15 protein-coding genes are annotated in these 14,743 nt (G+C 55.8%); 7 read left to right on the top strand and 8 right to left on the bottom strand.

Annotated features, from left to right (window positions below; translation table 11 throughout):
• Nucleotides 1-7 precede the first annotated feature (7 nt).
• Nucleotides 8-940 (top strand): LysR family transcriptional regulator, encoded by a 933-nt coding sequence (locus tag AC1ROI_RS04450; protein ID WP_083377141.1) that lies wholly within the window; start codon nucleotides 8-10, stop codon nucleotides 938-940.
• A 133-nt stretch (nucleotides 941-1,073) separates the two neighbouring features.
• Here the strand turns inward: AC1ROI_RS04450 and AC1ROI_RS04445 are convergent, their stop codons facing one another.
• A complete protein-coding gene (locus AC1ROI_RS04445; RefSeq protein ID WP_102593327.1) occupies nucleotides 1,074-1,808 on the bottom strand; it encodes a FadR/GntR family transcriptional regulator in 735 nt (244 codons plus the stop codon).
• Between the two features lie 260 nt (nucleotides 1,809-2,068).
• On the opposite strand from AC1ROI_RS04445, the gene AC1ROI_RS04440 reads away from it, so the two are divergent.
• Together AC1ROI_RS04440 and AC1ROI_RS04435 are read left to right on the top strand one after the other, a co-directional pair.
• Entirely contained in the window at nucleotides 2,069-3,175 is a 1,107-nt protein-coding gene (locus AC1ROI_RS04440) for a mandelate racemase/muconate lactonizing enzyme family protein (RefSeq protein ID WP_083377142.1), read from the top strand.
• 62 nt (nucleotides 3,176-3,237) lie between these two features.
• The gene (locus tag AC1ROI_RS04435; RefSeq protein ID WP_224795470.1) at nucleotides 3,238-4,221 is read left to right on the top strand and encodes an AEC family transporter; all 984 of its coding nucleotides are present in this window, start codon (nucleotides 3,238-3,240) and stop codon (nucleotides 4,219-4,221) included.
• Nucleotides 4,222-4,471: 250 nt separating this feature from the next.
• Here AC1ROI_RS04435 and AC1ROI_RS04430 read toward each other — a convergent pair whose 3' ends face one another.
• Complete coding sequence (locus AC1ROI_RS04430) at nucleotides 4,472-4,831, bottom strand: DUF6124 family protein (RefSeq protein ID WP_010458984.1); 360 nt, start codon at nucleotides 4,829-4,831, stop codon at nucleotides 4,472-4,474.
• A gap of 592 nt (nucleotides 4,832-5,423) precedes the next feature.
• Here AC1ROI_RS04430 and AC1ROI_RS04425 point away from each other — a divergent pair.
• From AC1ROI_RS04425 to AC1ROI_RS04415, 3 genes are all read left to right on the top strand, one after another.
• Nucleotides 5,424-6,497, top strand: coding sequence for an NAD(P)/FAD-dependent oxidoreductase (locus AC1ROI_RS04425; RefSeq protein WP_010458982.1), 1,074 nt, complete (start codon nucleotides 5,424-5,426; stop codon nucleotides 6,495-6,497).
• 179 nt (nucleotides 6,498-6,676) lie between these two features.
• Nucleotides 6,677-7,159 carry a hypothetical protein gene (locus AC1ROI_RS04420; RefSeq protein ID WP_102595364.1) on the top strand — a complete coding sequence of 161 codons (483 nt, stop codon included), beginning with the start codon at nucleotides 6,677-6,679 and terminating at the stop codon, nucleotides 7,157-7,159.
• Between the two features lie 236 nt (nucleotides 7,160-7,395).
• Nucleotides 7,396-7,695, top strand: coding sequence for a hypothetical protein (locus tag AC1ROI_RS04415; RefSeq protein ID WP_102595365.1), 300 nt, complete (start codon nucleotides 7,396-7,398; stop codon nucleotides 7,693-7,695).
• 374 nt (nucleotides 7,696-8,069) lie between these two features.
• Here the strand turns inward: AC1ROI_RS04415 and AC1ROI_RS04410 are convergent, their stop codons facing one another.
• Together AC1ROI_RS04410 and AC1ROI_RS04405 are read right to left on the bottom strand one after the other, a co-directional pair.
• Nucleotides 8,070-8,663, bottom strand: coding sequence for an NADPH-dependent FMN reductase (locus AC1ROI_RS04410; RefSeq protein WP_077748765.1), 594 nt, complete (start codon nucleotides 8,661-8,663; stop codon nucleotides 8,070-8,072).
• On the bottom strand, nucleotides 8,660-9,517 hold the full coding sequence (locus tag AC1ROI_RS04405) for a sterol desaturase family protein (RefSeq protein WP_102595366.1): 858 nt from the start codon (nucleotides 9,515-9,517) through the stop codon (nucleotides 8,660-8,662). Before AC1ROI_RS04405 ends, AC1ROI_RS04410 begins: the two co-directional genes overlap by 4 nt.
• A 67-nt stretch (nucleotides 9,518-9,584) precedes the next feature.
• Here AC1ROI_RS04405 and AC1ROI_RS04400 point away from each other — a divergent pair, with 67 nt between their 5' ends.
• On the top strand, nucleotides 9,585-10,547 hold the full coding sequence (locus tag AC1ROI_RS04400) for an AraC family transcriptional regulator ligand-binding domain-containing protein (RefSeq protein WP_010458969.1): 963 nt from the start codon (nucleotides 9,585-9,587) through the stop codon (nucleotides 10,545-10,547).
• Between the two features lie 221 nt (nucleotides 10,548-10,768).
• Here AC1ROI_RS04400 and AC1ROI_RS04395 read toward each other — a convergent pair whose 3' ends face one another.
• The 4 genes from AC1ROI_RS04395 to AC1ROI_RS04380 form a co-directional block, all read right to left on the bottom strand.
• A complete protein-coding gene (locus AC1ROI_RS04395) occupies nucleotides 10,769-11,779 on the bottom strand; it encodes a zinc-dependent alcohol dehydrogenase family protein (RefSeq protein WP_077748763.1) in 1,011 nt (336 codons plus the stop codon).
• 56 nt (nucleotides 11,780-11,835) lie between these two features.
• Nucleotides 11,836-12,132 carry an ArsR/SmtB family transcription factor gene (locus AC1ROI_RS04390; RefSeq protein ID WP_102595367.1) on the bottom strand — a complete coding sequence of 99 codons (297 nt, stop codon included), beginning with the start codon at nucleotides 12,130-12,132 and terminating at the stop codon, nucleotides 11,836-11,838.
• Between the two features lie 259 nt (nucleotides 12,133-12,391).
• A complete protein-coding gene (locus tag AC1ROI_RS04385) occupies nucleotides 12,392-13,231 on the bottom strand; it encodes a nitrilase family protein (protein ID WP_102595368.1) in 840 nt (279 codons plus the stop codon).
• Nucleotides 13,228-14,727: a purine-cytosine permease family protein gene (locus AC1ROI_RS04380; protein ID WP_102595369.1), complete on the bottom strand. Its 1,500-nt coding sequence runs from the start codon at nucleotides 14,725-14,727 to the stop codon at nucleotides 13,228-13,230. The genes AC1ROI_RS04385 and AC1ROI_RS04380 overlap by 4 nt, the downstream gene beginning before the upstream one ends.
• Nucleotides 14,728-14,743 lie beyond the last annotated feature (16 nt).

Below are 14,743 nucleotides of genomic sequence, written 5' to 3'. Positions count from 1 at the left end.
TCCCGGCATGCGCGAAATCAATCAACAACGGCTTCGGTATTTTCATGAGGTGCTGACTCACGGATCGATTCGTGGCGCGGCCGACAACATCAACACGTCGCCCTCGGTGATCACGCGCCAGATCAAGCTGCTGGAAGAGGAAATCGGCGCCAAACTATTCGAGCGCCAGGCACGCGGCGTTCAGCCCACCGAGGCCGCGGCGCACTTGCTGGAGTTCTGGCGCGGCTATCGATCGCACCAGGAGAAACTCGAAGATCAGTTGCAAGCGATCAAGGGCCTGCAGCAAGGCCATGTGCGCGTCGTCATCAGCGAGGGCTATGTCGATGCGTTGGTCGACAACGTGCTCGCGCCGTTCTGCAAGCAGTACCCCAAGCTTGATGTGCGGCTGGACATTCTGCCCGTCGACGATGTTCTCAACGAAGTCGCCGAAAACCGTGCGCACATCGGCCTTGCGTACAATCCGCCGCCGCATCCGCACATCGACTACCGCGCGACGTTTTCGCAACCGGTGATGCTGCTGGTTCGCCCGGATCATCCGTTGGCATCGCGGGGCGCGGCGGCAACCGTCGAGGATATCCTCGCCTGCCAACTGGTCCTGACACCCACGACGTTCGGTATCGGTCATGCGATCAAGATGCTCGAGTATGCCGAGAAAATCGAGATCCGCCCGGTACTCGTCAGCAACTCCCTCGCGGCGCTCAAGCGCATGGTGGAGGACGGCGGTTTTGCTTCGTTGCTCGGCGAATTCGCGGCCTATCGGGAAATCGCCAACGGCAGCCTGGCGGCGGTATCGATCGACCATCCGTTGTTTCTTGGGGTTGAAGCAAAACTGTTGGTGAAATCCGGCCGACCGTTGGCCGCCCCTGCTCAAGAGCTACTGAACTGGATGTTGCAGCGCTTGCCGATGTTTGCGTCTGATACGGGAGTGCCGAGTGCCTGACCAGAGACAAGTCATCCCTATTGCCTCGCCTTCTCTCCTGATGGAACAGACGCGTTCGAGATGCTCGGAAGGCCAAAGGAACAACCTGACCAGGTTGTAGAACAACGAAACAAGATCCGCTCGGCTCAAACCATCAGAAAAATGTGATCTCGTAGCCGAATCGCGAGGCTGCGTTGACGATATGTTCCCCCATGATCTGGCGTGCCGCCGTCGCATTTCGATCGATAAAAGCCTGCACGAGTTCTTCATGCTCCCCGCGCGCCGCGTGAGGAATGTTGCTGAACACCGGGCCGCGCCGCGCGAAGTTCATGGTGATCAGTGCGCGCATTGGCTCGAGCACTGTGCGAATCATCGTCTCGAGATAGTCGTTGCCCGACGCTGCCGCAACGGCCCTGTGAAAATCGAGGTCGGCGTTGACTGTTTCCAGGGTCGGTTCGCCTTCGTATTGCATGCGCAGGACCGCGGCCTGAATGACTTTCAACTTGGCTGGGGTCATGTGCGAGGCGGTGAGTGCGGCGGCCTGGCTTTCCAGGACGGCCCTCACTTCAAACATGTTTCGGATGGTGTTGTCACCGTCCAGAATCGGCGCACTCGCCTGCGGTGCCAAAGGCTCTGACGCTTGGGAGGCGGCGGAGACGAAGACGCCTACGCCCTGGCGAGACTGAATCAGCCCCTGCGCCCGCAGCGTGGCGATGCCCTCGCGCACCACGTTGCGGCTGACGCCGAAGTTCTGCGAGAGAAACTGTTCAGTGGGCAAACGGTCTCCCGGCCGCAGCCGCCCGGAAGCAATCTCATCGCTCAGCGAGCGGGCGATGTGCTCGGCCAGATGAGGTCGGCGGGTTACGGGTTGCACATTCATTTCACTCATTCTTTTTTCTCCCCTCACTTGTCTACTTAATCTACATCAGAAGACTTGTTCCTGACAGTTGAAACTGAAATTCGCAAAACACATCAAACATTTAATCAAGTTAAAACAAGGACTTATCTAATAAATAGGTTAAAGCCTGCTGAAATGCCGCAGTTGTTCTGTTGAAGGACAACAGGATGTGATGTACGTTGCCCTCAACCTGACACGGACGAATAAAAAATTGCCGTGTCAGCTTCGCAACCCGCTTGAGGCGCAATCCTATGAAAATTGCCAGCATTGAAACCATTCCGCTTCGTATTCCCTTCACCACGGGCGGCCCATCGGCCGGCGGGGTCTGGGGGCCGAAAGACCTGCAAATGGTCGACTCTCTCGTGGTCAAGATCACCACCGACGACGGGATCGTTGGCTGGGGCGAAACCTTCGGCTTCACCGCAATCCCGGCGGTAAAAGTGGTGATCGACACCATCCTTGCGCCTGAACTGATTGGCAGCGATGTCACTCGACGGGAGAAATTACAGGGCGATCTGCAGAGGAAGTTTCACGTTTTCGGTCGCAGCGGCGCGTTCATCTATGGCCTCTCGGCGATTGACATCGCGCTGTGGGATATCGCGGGCAAAGCCGCCGAAAAACCGATTTACCAGTTGCTGGGCGGCAGTGAGGCCACGTCTCTTGCGGCGTACGCAAGCCTGATCCGGTATGCAGACCCCGAACTCATCCGCGTCAATGTGCAGCGCGCAGTCAACAGCGGTTTCCGCCACCTCAAGCTGCACGAAGTGGATATCGACGTCATCCGCGCTGCGTGCGAAGCCGCTGGCCCCGGCGTGGAAATCACCCTCGACGTCAACGCTCCGTGGACGGTGCGCGAAGCGCTGGACATGACCGAGAAACTTCGCCCGTTGAACCTGCGCTGGATCGAAGAACCGGTGTGGCCGCCGGAAGACTATTCAGGGCTGGCAAGGGTGCGCGCGCACGGCGGCATCCCGGTTGCGGCTGGCGAAAATGCCTCGACGCTCATGGACTTCCAGCACCTGCTTGAGGCCGGCGCGGTGGATTTCGTGCAGCCAAGCCCCGCCAAAATGGGCGGCATCACCGAACTGCAAAAAGTCTATGCACTGGCCAACGCCCATGGCGTCACCGTGATGGTCCACGCCTTTTATGACGGCCCCGGCCTGCTGGCGGCGGTGCATGGAAGTGCAGCCCTGGGCGGCGCCAAGTCACTGGTCGAATGGCGTTACTTCGACCTCGAAGCGCAACTCTATGGCGACGCCATCATCCCGCGTAACGGACGCATCGACGTACCGCAAGGGCCGGGACTCGGCATCGAGCCTGACCAGGACGTCATCCGGGATTACCGCTTCAAACCTTGACCCCATAAGCCGCTGGCTCATTGCAACGTTGATCGACGCCGACGTGTCGGCCTCGATCAGCCATGACGACATTCTTGATAAAAATAAATACGAGGATTGATGACATGTTAGACAGGATCGTAGGACCCATCTTGCCCGTCGCCTTTGTGATCGCGCTGGGCTATATCGCCGGCAAGCGCGGACGGCTGACCCATTCGGACAGCCTGCTGATCAGCCGCCTGGTGCTGGGCTGGATATTCCCGGCGCTGCTTTTTGTCGGGATGGCGAGCACGCCCCGTGAACAGCTCTTCGACTTCAAGTTCATCGTGGCCACATTCATCGGCATCATGGGCATGTACACGATAGCGCTGGCAATCGGCTGGTTCAGCACTCGCGATCTCAAGGTGGCAACGCTCAAGGGCTTCGTGAACGGTTATCCAGACGCCGCCTTCATGGGCATCCCTATCCTGGGTGCAATGTTCGGCGCGGGCAGCATCTACTCGGTGCTGGTACTCAACCTGGTCGCGAGCCTGGTGATGATCCCGCTGACGACCATGTTGCTCACCATCGCCGATGGAAAGGCCAGTGGCGGCCAGGCGTTTTTGTCGAGCCTTTCAGGGGCGGTACGTCGTCCCCTGATGTGGGCGCCGGCCCTGGGGATTCTACTGTCCGTGCTGCAGGTCGAGTTGCCTGCGCTTGCGGCGGAGTCTTTCACCCTTCTCGGCAAGGCCACGCCCGGTGTATCCCTGCTGTGCCTGGGACTGATCATGTCGTCGGAGAAACTGAAAATGTCCGGTGAAGTCTGGGGCAACCTTGGGCTCAAGCTGCTCATTCACCCGGTGTTAATGTTCGGCGCCACGGTACTGCTCGGCACTCATGGCCTGTACGCACAACAGATGATCCTGCTTTGCGCCCTTCCATCGGCGACGATCCCGGCGATGTTTGCGAACCAGACCGGCGCCTATCAAAGCGAAGCCGCGACCTCCATTCTGGTCAGCACCGTGCTGTCGATCGTGACGTTCTCCTTTGCGATCTACCTGATTGATGGCGGGCTTGCCGCTGCTTGACTGCTGGCTCGCGCAGGCACCAGGCTGGAATCGCTGCAGCGGCAGAGGCGTTAAATAAACGCGCCGGAGGCTGATACCACCCCCCTAAAAAACGGGACGCCAAGCGTCCCGTTTTTACAAACACAAATATTACAAACAACAAACAACCTGTGGCGAGGGAGCTTGCTCCCGCTGGCCTGCGCAGCAGGCCCATCTGTTAAGGCCGCCTCGCCACCCAGTGCAAGCAATCCCCCTCACCACAGGTCAGCAACTACTTAGACGGCTCAACCCTATCCAACACCCGGTTCGCCGTGATCTCCGCCACCATGATGCTGTTTGAAATGCCCAGCAAGGCATAGCGCGACTCCCCCTCCAGATGATCCACCAACTGATGGACCATCACGTCGACCGACGCCAACGTCTCGACCAAAAAAACCGCCAGGGTTTCGGCTGTGGCCTCCGGGTCCACGGAAAACAGTTTGCTGGAGGTACGCGGGGTGGCTTTGATATCGGCGCTTGATGGGAAGTGGAAATCGAGGGCGCGTTCGGCGGCTTCGTTGAGTTTTTTTGAATCGGGTTCGTAGGGGGACACTGGATCGGTGTCGGGTGGGTTGGGTGTAATTTTGAACATAAGCTCGCTTCTCAAATTGAGCGCCAACCTTCTTGCTGCTAAACGAGAGGGAGGCAGCTGTACGCAGGTTAGCAGACCGGGGAAGCTAGCAAAGCCGGCGCGCCCGAAGGCGCCCTGCGCACAACCACCATCAAGTGCAGGCGTGGGAATGCCTGACTGACAAGAGCTCGTGCAGCTTGCTTGTAACCCCGGGCTGCTAAACCCGATCACTGAAGGGCAGTGACGGGAATCAAGTTACCGAGCAGCCCAAAAGCGCACAAGCCGGCGGATTCTGGTGCAGCCGTAGGCAACGGCGCAAGGTTTTGTAGCTTTCAGGACGTAACCTTGAGGGCGTTTAAACATGCCCGCTCAAAGGTTGTTGAAAAAGCTGATACGCGTTTCCTACAGGCGGTGAAAGCTCCGAAAAAATTCAGGAAGCCACTGCCGTATTTAAAAGATGACCGTCGCAAGTGTGATAGCAACGTGGTCTCTTGAATCAGCCTGTTATCGACCAAAAGCAGACACTCAAAAAGCGTCCTGAACGATCAGGTTCTCATGTCATGAAATCATCCAGCTGTCGTACCATCGTCACATCGACAGAACGGAGGTTGATATGGGAAATGGTCAGGGCAGACGAGTCGTTGTCATTGGTGCAGGCATCGTTGGCGCGTCATTGGCGTATCATTTGGCCGGTAAAGGCGCGAATGTCACCTTGGTAGAGGCTGAAGATATAGCTTCGGGAGTGACTGGCAGCTCATTCGCTTGGCTCAATACCTCACACCCCGAACCTGATCCAATTGCGCAACTGCGCGGCTCTGCCATCAAGGAGTACCGCCGACTCGAAACGCAGCTGCCTGGTCTGGAGATACGATGGACAGGTGCCTTGTCTTACAGCGTGATGGCGATTGGAGCGCTGCCGATCCCAGGTCACCAGGCTTCGGCAAATCTGGTGTCTCGATCGCAGATTCTCGACCTTGAACCAAATCTCAAGAACCCTCCCCAGTCTGCTCTATATGCGGCTGAAGAAGGAGCGCTGGACGCAGTGGCAGCTACGCATGCGTTGATCGCAGGTGCCCAGGCGTATGGGGCGAAGATTCTCACTCAGACGCGAGTGCTCGGTTTTGTAACCCAGAGTGCAACGGTGACCGGAGTCGAAACAACAATAGGCATCATCGATGCCGATATTGTCGTATTGGCAGCCGGGACAGGCATCACGAAGCTGACAGACATGCTTGGAGTGTCCCTGCCGATAGAGGCCTCGCCTGCCATTTTCATCCGTTACAAGTCACAACCCAACCTCGTGCACACCCTCATCTCCAGCCCTGAAATGGAAGTGAGGCAAAGTTCGGATGGTGCGTTGCTGGCGGCAGAAGATTACCTGGACGACGCCATGGAAAATCAGCCGGCAGCGATAGCGCTTCGAACTGCCAAGACAATCCAGAACGAACTCCATGGTGTTGTTTCCATAGATCCGGAATGGGCTTGTGTCGGACTCAGGCCCATGCCTGCCGATGGCATCCCCATCATCGGTTATCTACCCAAAGTGGGTGGCGTCTATGTTTGTGCAATGCACCCTGGAATTACTTTGGCGGCGATAGTGGGACGTCTGGCCAGCGAGGAGATCATCGATGACAAGGCGTCCAGTTCCCTTTGCCCATGCCGGCCCGATCGATTTTTGCAAGCGTAGGGGATCCTCTTGTGAGGCAGCAATAGGTCATTTCCGGCCTCTCGCGGAGATAGAATAGCGACCGCTGGTTCTTTCTGTGATGAGCTGATGCTTCGTCCGGTCGATATCAGGCATAACCCGTAGTCGATGCCTTATGAAGCTCCACCCTTAAAATTCCAACACTCCGCGATGGAATGAGAATGTCCAAAAAAACCATCTATGCCAAAGAATTCGACATCTGTGTATCGATGTCAGATTTAGTAACCTGGGAAGGTGACCAGAAGGCTCCCAGCGCCGACCTGCAGGCGGTATTTACCACCCTTGAAATTCCCGTCAACATTATCGAACTCCACGAGTTGTATTTCGCCCACCTTTACAACGGCTACGGCGACGTGCATGTGTATCATGCTCAAAATAACGGAGGCAGTATTTTCACAGTCGACTTGTATCGAGAGCTCACGGACCAGCAAGATTTGACAGGTCTATTTCTGCGTATTGAAAGCCCTGCATTTGATCAGGCACTCGCCCATCTCCGGTCATTCTTTGACAGCGCCAGGTGCCAGGTTGCCTTTGAGCAGGCAAGCTACTCTAGGCGACTTCGCGAAACGCTTGACGAAAGCAGATACCCTCGACTGGTCGAAGTCGATCACGACTTCATACAGCAGCATTACACTCATCGGTGACGCTAGCCAACCAGACACTGCACAAGTCCGATTCAGCGTTGGCTTTTAGCAATTGCGCCAATACTGTGTTCACTTGCCGATCGCCTCCTTGCGACCAAAGAATGCGATCACCGCCCAATGCCGTCTCGGTACCGGCACGCAGGTCCATCGGCTCAGTGCGCAAAGACCAGGTCTTGGGCAACAATCGACCAGACGGGAACGGAACGCAGGTCACCATAATCGAAGGAATGTTTGTTATGAGCCACCTTAACAACGACTTGAGGGCCGATTTCGTTGAGGCACTTGAGGAAATCTCGACGCTGATGTCCATTGCATACGACCAGCTCGGCCCTATACCGGAAGACCATGCATTAGCTCAGGCAGGTTTAGAGAATGGTGGTGAAATAGTTCTGGATTATGTCGATCACAACGAGGCTGGAGTAGCGTTCGAACACCTGCTTTACATGATTAACGAACCACCGCTCGTTGTTTCTGAAAAATGCATAAGAATTTTAGGTCGGATCGCGAAGTCCTTGAAGATGCCATTCACGAGGTGACAAAAATTTACCCATCTGAAGGTCAGCTTTGGGTCGATAACTGCCCTTCGCGACGGGTAGAAAACGGCCCTAAACGGACATTCATAACAGGCAATTATTGGCCGACGGTTGTCTGTCGCGAAATAGTTATTCCAGCGTCATGAGCTATTAAGATTGAGTTGTAAAAAATCGCATTTGTAATTAATCGCTGCATCTTAATTGCTGGTGCGTTGATGGTGGTTTTTAACCATGCCAACCGCGTATCCGTTTGACTTAGATCAACCCGTCGATGCAACACCCTGCTCGCTCAATATTGAATGTTTTTGCATCGACGTGGTTGAAATGCACACATTAGCGCAAGGTTTATTTATTCAATTCGTTGAGGTGCGACAGTTTTACATCCCCGTAGAAAACTCAGGTGGGTGTTTGATTGCAGTTCGTATCGTGCGTAAGGCGTCATCGTATTGACAAAGTAAATGCAAAGCCCAGTCGATACGTGTGCGGATGCGAATATCATTTTCGTCTGAGGGAATTTCGCTATTCATCATCGATTCAACATTTCTTATGATGAGTTGTTCAGGCAAATACATGATCCGGCTGTTTTTGTAGCTCGAAGCACGCAATTCAGCAATTGGATAGGCTCCCCCGAGCCCAGCCGAAACCCCCACCAGGAGCGCTGGCTTGTGTCCAAGTTCACCGAGTCCTGCGTACAAAAAGAAATTTTTCAGCGCCGGGCAAGCCATGCCATTCCACTCCGGGCTGATCACGATCAGTGCGGTAGCTTTTTTGAGGATGGTTTGCTGGACATTCCAGACTCCATCAATGTCTTCTTCTGGCCACAGCGGTAGCCGACTGGAAGCCAAGTTCAGCAGTTCGCCTGAATCACAAAGACCAAGTTGCTCTAATCGGTCGCGCAAGTATTTTGCGACTTTGAGTGATTGGCTGTTTGATCTATTCGATCCAGACAGCAGAACGATATGACGGCTCATTGCGCCACCTTCTGTTTAGCCTTATGTGCTTTGGGAGTGACACGGCGTGAACGCACGATGGGCCAGAACAACTCTTCTTTCCAGCTGATCGGTGACAAGTGTTCGATACCGTATAAGGGCGGACGCCGGCGGGTAATTTTGGCCGTACCGAACAGGATGTCCCAGAAGAACAACAGGTTGCCGAAGTTGCCCTTGTAATGCGTGACACCATCCTCGGCAGTCAAGCCGTGATGGGCTGAATGAGTGGAGGGGGTGGAGATCGTTCGCTCCAGAACCCAGACAATAGGACGCAACACACGGATGCCATACAGTTTGTCATCCCACGCAACGCTGCTGTGCGCTGCGAAGATGACGATCATCTTCAGGATCAGATAAACATAGTAAATATGCGCAAGCCCTAGATAGATCAGTATGCCGGACAGCCAGATGCCGGGCATCAGCATGTAGTAGAAGCTGTTGTTTCGATAAACGATGCGGACACTCATGTAGGGCGCGGAGTGATGAGCGCGGTGCAGCGCATAAAGTGCCGGGACCCGATGTGTCAGTCGATGCCACCAGTATTGAGTCATGTCATCCAGTACTAGAAACAACACGAACCCTGCGACCCAAGGAATGGTGGCCAAGGCGCCTTTCATTTCCGGAACAGCCAGGCTCAGGATTTTTCCACTGAGCCACATGACACTGGGGAACGTGATTGCAACCAGGATCCCGGAGCCTATGACTTCGATCAGTACGTCACGCTTCCCGCTCGACGGGTGTCGGAGCGAAGAACACGCGAGTTCCAGCAAGATGAAGGCAAGGAATATCCCGGCCACTATTACGGAAGGATTGTTGGCGAGCATTATTGTATTCATGGCACTCTCGATTAAGGCCCTTGCGGGCAATGCCCTTTCATTAGAAGCCAACGAGTAAGCCGTCCCTATGCGCGAAACGGACAAAATTGAGCGAGAACAGGTCAATCGTTCCCCCCAGCGCTTTCACCGCGGCAAACTGGGCCAGGTGCTGGAGCGTTTCCTGGATAGCCAGGCCCTGAGAGAAAACAGGGATTACAGCCTGATCGAGCTGGATCAGCTTTGGCGCGAGGCGGCGCGCATCGATCCGGCGATCGGGTTGAAACTGTTCACGCTATTCACGCCTCAGGACTGGCACGTCCTGGCCTATCTGTGCTTGTACAGCCCCGACGTTTTATCATCCATGAAGCTTTGGGCCCGGTACGCGCGGCTTGCGGCGGACACAGACACGGTGAGACTGCTCAATGATGAAAACGGCGTTGGCATCGAGCTGTGCGTCGATGCGCCCAGTGAGCTGGCGCGCTATGTCATTGAGCACTACGGCGCAATGTCCATCGCGCAGTTGCGGCGTGGAACAGGGCAGCAGGTGCAGCCGGTCCTGGCAAGATTTACTCACTCTCGTCCGTCGTATTACAAGCAATACACCCAATGGTTTGGGGGCCGTGTCGAGTTTGACTGTCCGATTAACTGCTTCTATTTCGATGCTCGAAGCTTGAGCCTGCCGATGCAGACACGTCATCACGGGATGCTTGAGTTATTGACCCAGGAACTGGATCGACGGATCGCCGTGCATCGGAATTTCAGCGGTTGGTCAGCCAAGGTTGCTGAAGGAGCGCGACGATCTCTAGCGAGAGGTGAAACTCCCAATCTGGACAATCTGGCGAAGGCGCTGCACCAGACGCCAAGGACCTTACGGAGACGACTGGAAGAGGAAGGTACAACCTTCAGGCAATTGCTCGATCAGATTCGCGCAGAATTGGAACTGCATCTTGAATTGCAAGGAGAGTCATTAACGGAGATTGCAGCTCAACTAGGCTACAGCGATTTGACGGCGTATCTCCACGCCCGAAGTCGATGGCGTGACAGGAAGTAATGTGGCGGGCCCGAACTTTTCGGAACAACAGCGTTACCTCACAAATCACCTCATCCCACGCCAGTAATTTCCTTTGAAAAAAGGGGACGGATTTATTTTTAACAGCGCTTCAGGCACCTGGATCACAAATAAATCAGCCCCCTTTTACACATGGCTGCCGGTGCGACAGGGAGCAATGGGCTCTTTGAGATAGGCATATGGATCATGCCCATTCATGCGGCTTAGATATCCAGACAAATTTTGCCGAAATGCTGGTTGGTTTCCTGATACTTGAACGCTTCGACAATCTCGCTCAAAGGGAAATGACGATCAATAATCGGGCGCATGCCATTAGCATTGATGGCCCGGATCATGTCTTGCTGCTGGCTGCGGCTACCCACCAATACACCCTGCAGACGCACTTGCTTGATCAGTGCCGGTACAAAATTCATTGCACCGCTTACGCCACTCAATATCCCTATGACGGAAATGTGACCAGCAACCCGAATTGCAATCATCGATTGCTCAAGCGTCGCAGGGCCGCCGACTTCGATGATGTGGTCAACACCACGGCCACCCGTTAGAGCGCGTGCAGTTTCGCCCCAGTTAAGGTCTTTGCGGTAATTGATGACATGATCAGCGCCTAGAGCTTTCAGACGTTCAAGTTTTTCGTCGCTTGAAGAGGTCGCAATGACGGTAGCTCCGGCCATTTTAGCGAACTGCAGGGCGAAAATTGAAACGCCACCAGTGCCTTGGACGAGCACGGTGTCGCCCGGCTTGAGTGAGTCATCGGCCATCAGGGCGCGCCATGCAGTAAGGCCAGCGGTGGTAAGCGTCGACGCTTCAGCATGGCTGTAGCCAGTAGGCGCGAGGGTAAACGATGTGGCTTTGGCCGTCACTTGCTCACGAGCGTAGCCGTCAATGCCGTCGCCTGGCACGCTGACAAAGCCTTCAACCAGTGGCACACCGTCGATCCACTCCGGGAAGAAGGTGCTGACGACCGAGTCACCCACCTTGAATTCAGTGACATCAGGGCCGACAGCAATGACTTCACCTGCACCATCGGCCATGGGGATGCGTTTTACGCTAGGGCCCCACATACCGCTGACCACCGCGAAGTCGTGGTAATTGAGCGAGTTGGCGTGAAGTCGTACGGTGATTTCGCCAAGCGCTGCGGCTTGGACTTCGCTGCTGCCAACCACAACGTTTTCATAGCCGCCACCGGGTTGGACGAAGATCGTTTTGCTGCTCATAGGGGAATTCCTTATGTTTTCTAATTACGCAAAATAACGAAATGAAAGTTTAAAAATTACAATTCGATGATCAACTTGGCCGCAAAGTCGTCAATCGCCTGCTCGTTGCGCCGGTAGTAAGTCCACTTTCCGATGCGGGTGGTTAGCACGAAGCCTGCGCGCTGCAGGATAGCTAAGTGTGCGGACGCGGTAGAAGGTGAAAGCCCTGCCTTGTGCTGCAAATGGGTTACGCACACCCCTATCGCAGGATCTCCATGATCCTGAGGTGGGAAATTATTAAGTGGGTCTTTGAGCCACTCCATCATTTGCATGCGAGTGTCATTGGCCAGGGCTTTGAGCTGTTCGAGTATCATGGTCGGCAATGCTACGCTTTTTTACGAAATGTTCAATAAATAATCTATTAGCATTGGCAAGGGTTTGAAATCAAAAACACTCATCCAGCTGAATCGCCCCTACTTTTGTCGATGTACTGAATGACTGCTTGAACTGTTCCGCTCTGGTAGACATCCCCGGTCTATGTTTGAACGTCTGGCCGATTGCTGTCCTTCGTACCAGGCAGAAAATCGGCCAGAAGCAGTATGGGCGGATAGCCAATAGGCACAGCCTACCGCTTCACTCCTCGCCGCCTCCATACAACCCCAACCGCCGATCCCGATGCAAATCATTACGCGCACTAATCCGCTTATTCCGCGCCTCAGCGAGGTTAAGTGTCGCCAACAAAATCTGCTCTCCCCCCTGCTCCGCCGGCCCCGCCAACGGATAACCATCAGCATCGACAATCACCGAACCTTGCACCCATCCAACCCCGCGTTCATGCCCATGCCGATCACACGCGGCAATGAACATCCGGTTCACCGACGCATTGGCCTGAACCCGCACCACCTCGGCCGGGCGCTCGGTTGGTGGCCTCGGTCCATCGGGCCAATTGACGGGAGCGCAGAGCAATTCTGCACCCGCCAGCGCCGGCAGTCGTACCCATTCCGGAAACTCCAGGTCGTAGCAAATCAGCATGCCGATCCGTCCATGGACCGTTTCGACCACCGGCGGCGCTTCGTTGCCGGGGCTGAAGATTTCGCTTTCCGCGTCCCACAGGTGTGCCTTGCGATACACGGCGCGCAGGCCTTGGGGGTCTATCATCGCCGCGCTGTTGGCCAGTGCATCGCCTTGCAGTCGTTCGCAGAATCCGCCCACTACAACGACGTTCAATTCTTTCGCCAACGCCGTCCACAGGCGCAGGGCCGGTCCGTCGGTTGTTTCGGACAGGGACAACGCTTCGTCGCGGTCAGCAAACAGGTAGCCGCTCTGCACCAGTTCGGGCAGCACCACCACTTGGGCGCCTTGCAACGCCGCCGAGCGAATCGCTCGTTCTGTCAGTGTCCGGTTGTAAGCGAGGTCGCCTATTTTCGGTGCCACTTGGCAGCAGGCGACCACGGTATTTTTCACGCTGTTCAACGTCCCTCCTCCACTGACTGATGAGCCATGGCAACAATGTCGCTCTCGGTGATCGAGTCGATGATTCGGCGTTCGTATTCAAGGTCGATCGAACGGCTGAGCAGGTAATACGCCAGGCCCGAAACCACCAGGCCGACCAGCCAGGCGATGTCCACCCCTTCGAGCATGCGCGCCAGCGGCCCGACGAACACTTCTTTGCCGGCGGCGGCATCGAAGATGTAGAAGAACGGCACCATCGCGGCAAATCCGATCAGGTACGAAACGATCCCTCGGAATTGCCAGGCGCCGTAGATGCCCTTCGGTGTGAAGAAATGCGGGATCGCGTAGCGGCCTTTGCGCACGAAGAAGTAGTCGACCAGATTGACCGCGGTCCAGGGCACGAGGAAGTACAACAGCAGCACGAGGAAGGTGTTCAACAGCGCGATGCCATCGCCCTTGATCGACAGCACGCAGGTCAACAGGATGACGCTGATCGCGGAGATCGACATGACCCGGGCGCGAGGGGTTGGCGTGATTTTTTTGATCGAGTCGACGCCGGTCAATAACGTCAGCATCGCGCTGTAGGTGTTGAGCGCGATGATCGGCAGGAAGCCTGCCACGGAGACGATGACCAACACGTTGCCCAGGCCCGGGATCATCGACGATCCGACCTGGTTAAGCGCCACCAGCGCATCCGCCGCTTTCAACTGCTGCGCGAGCCAGGCGCCGAGGCCGATCATCCAGCTCCCCGACAACGATGCGCCGATGAACACGGCGGCGATCAGTTTTGGCCGGCTGGTGTTTTTCGGCAGGTAACGGGAATAGTCGGAGACATAGGGCGCGTAGGAAATGTTGTAGCTCGCGCCGATGGCAAACAGCGTGGCGAACGCAACCCAGCTGAAGCCCAGGTCGGTCGCCGGGGCGACGCCTTCCTGGCCTGCACCGAACATCAGGGCGATGGTGACTAGCGCATACAGCGGCAAGGTCGCCAGCAACGCCCATTTGAAGGCTTTGTGCATCAGGTCGTGGCCGTAGATCGACAGCAGCGCGCCGATCACCACCACGACGATGGCGACAATGGTCGGGTCGATGCCGAAGACGTGTTCAAGGCCGTTCATGATCAGCGAGATGTTCACCACGTTGAAGCCGACGAACACAAACATCGTCGCCATCAAGGCCAGGATCACTCCGCGATACCCGAACTGGGCACGGGACTGGATCATTTGCGGGAGGCCCATTTCGGGACCTTGCGAGCCGTGAAAAGCCATGAAGATGGTGCCGAACATGATCCCGAGCGCACCGGCCAGCATCGTCCACAGCGCCGACAAGCCAAGGCTTGGGCCGACAAAACCGATGGAGATGGTGAAGAAGTGGAAGTTGCCTAAAAACCAGAAAGGGCCCTGGCTGCTGAGCTTGGCGTGACGTTCGTTTTCCGGAATGTAATCGATCGAGTGGCCTTCGATGGCCAACCCGCCACTCGCCTCGAGGGCGTGCGCAGAATGAGGAGACCCTGACATACGATTGTTCCTATGC

It is taken from the genome of Pseudomonas sp. GW823-FHT02C02 (assembly GCF_058797635.1).
Note: the sequence above shows the minus strand (reverse complement) of the source record. Positions and strands in the feature narration are given on the sequence as shown.

Bases quoted from the DNA above. Each gene is read 5' to 3' on its own strand.
- AC1ROI_RS04450 (WP_083377141.1), top strand. From the start codon at position 8: ATGCGCGAAATCAATCAACAACGGCTTCGGTATTTTCATGAGGTGCTG.
- AC1ROI_RS04445 (WP_102593327.1), bottom strand. From the start codon at position 1,808: ATGAGTGAAATGAATGTGCAACCCGTAACCCGCCGACCTCATCTGGCC.
- AC1ROI_RS04440 (WP_083377142.1), top strand. From the start codon at position 2,069: ATGAAAATTGCCAGCATTGAAACCATTCCGCTTCGTATTCCCTTCACC.
- AC1ROI_RS04435 (WP_224795470.1), top strand. From the start codon at position 3,238: ATGACGACATTCTTGATAAAAATAAATACGAGGATTGATGACATGTTA.
- AC1ROI_RS04430 (WP_010458984.1), bottom strand. From the start codon at position 4,831: ATGTTCAAAATTACACCCAACCCACCCGACACCGATCCAGTGTCCCCC.
- AC1ROI_RS04425 (WP_010458982.1), top strand. From the start codon at position 5,424: ATGGGAAATGGTCAGGGCAGACGAGTCGTTGTCATTGGTGCAGGCATC.
- AC1ROI_RS04420 (WP_102595364.1), top strand. From the start codon at position 6,677: ATGTCCAAAAAAACCATCTATGCCAAAGAATTCGACATCTGTGTATCG.
- AC1ROI_RS04415 (WP_102595365.1), top strand. From the start codon at position 7,396: ATGAGCCACCTTAACAACGACTTGAGGGCCGATTTCGTTGAGGCACTT.
- AC1ROI_RS04410 (WP_077748765.1), bottom strand. From the start codon at position 8,663: ATGAGCCGTCATATCGTTCTGCTGTCTGGATCGAATAGATCAAACAGC.
- AC1ROI_RS04405 (WP_102595366.1), bottom strand. From the start codon at position 9,517: ATGAATACAATAATGCTCGCCAACAATCCTTCCGTAATAGTGGCCGGG.
- AC1ROI_RS04400 (WP_010458969.1), top strand. From the start codon at position 9,585: ATGCGCGAAACGGACAAAATTGAGCGAGAACAGGTCAATCGTTCCCCC.
- AC1ROI_RS04395 (WP_077748763.1), bottom strand. From the start codon at position 11,779: ATGAGCAGCAAAACGATCTTCGTCCAACCCGGTGGCGGCTATGAAAAC.
- AC1ROI_RS04390 (WP_102595367.1), bottom strand. From the start codon at position 12,132: ATGATACTCGAACAGCTCAAAGCCCTGGCCAATGACACTCGCATGCAA.
- AC1ROI_RS04380 (WP_102595369.1), bottom strand. From the start codon at position 14,727: ATGTCAGGGTCTCCTCATTCTGCGCACGCCCTCGAGGCGAGTGGCGGG.